Source organism: Streptosporangium carneum (assembly GCF_027922005.1).
Classification (GTDB): domain Bacteria; phylum Actinomycetota; class Actinomycetes; order Streptosporangiales; family Streptosporangiaceae; genus Streptosporangium; species Streptosporangium carneum.
Genome location: NZ_BSEV01000091.1, coordinates 1 through 709 on the forward strand (window position 1 = coordinate 1; position 709 = coordinate 709).

1 protein-coding gene is annotated in these 709 nt (G+C 59.7%); it reads right to left on the reverse strand.

The window, feature by feature from the left end; genetic code table 11:
* On the reverse strand, window positions 1-362 hold a 362-nt coding region (gene tnpA / locus PKF00_RS44855; RefSeq protein WP_271223739.1), incomplete at its 3' end, for an IS66-like element accessory protein TnpA.
* Window positions 363-709: the final 347 nt, after the last annotated feature.

The following is a 709-nucleotide window of genomic DNA, read 5'->3' on the forward strand; positions in this document are numbered from 1 at the left end:
GTCAGCGCGGCTTCTTCGACATGGCTCTCAACGCGTAGCCGCGTACCGCACACCAGCGCGATCTCGATCGGGCTGGGCGATGTTGATGGAGCTTCGGGTGGTATGGGCGCTTCGGCGGCAGGCCCCGTGGTGACGGGAGCATGGTCCTCCGCCCTGATCTCGACGGGTAGGAAGACGGGCTCCCGCTCGGCGAGGGGCGGGTAGAGACCCGAATCCTTGCGCCAGTTGAACAACGCATTGGCGTTCATCTCATAACGCCGCGCAATCTCGGCGACAGAGACCTCCGGATCAAAACTCTCAGCCACGACCTGGCGCTTGAACTCATCGGTATAACGGCGGCGCTGCCGCGTCTTGGTACTCATGAATAAGTGTCCACTTCGCGATTAAGCGGACACTTAGCGCCCGCATCAGGCGCGAAAGTCTGGCGATGTCGTCGGCAGCGACAAGGGCGGGTTCACCGGACGGTTACAGAGGACGGCTTCCCAGCGAAGGAACAACTCGTCCATCTTGAGGCCGTGCAACACGCCGAGCTGCCATCAAGCTCGGCTTCACCTGACGAGTGACAAGATCTTGCATTCATCCGCTGCTATCGATCGAACAGACGTCGATCCCAGGGCACAGGAGTCTCTAGTCCCGGCTTGAGCTTCGTAAAATCCAGATGATCGGTATTGATGATGACGTTTTCTTCCATTCTCGCCACGACACTGGG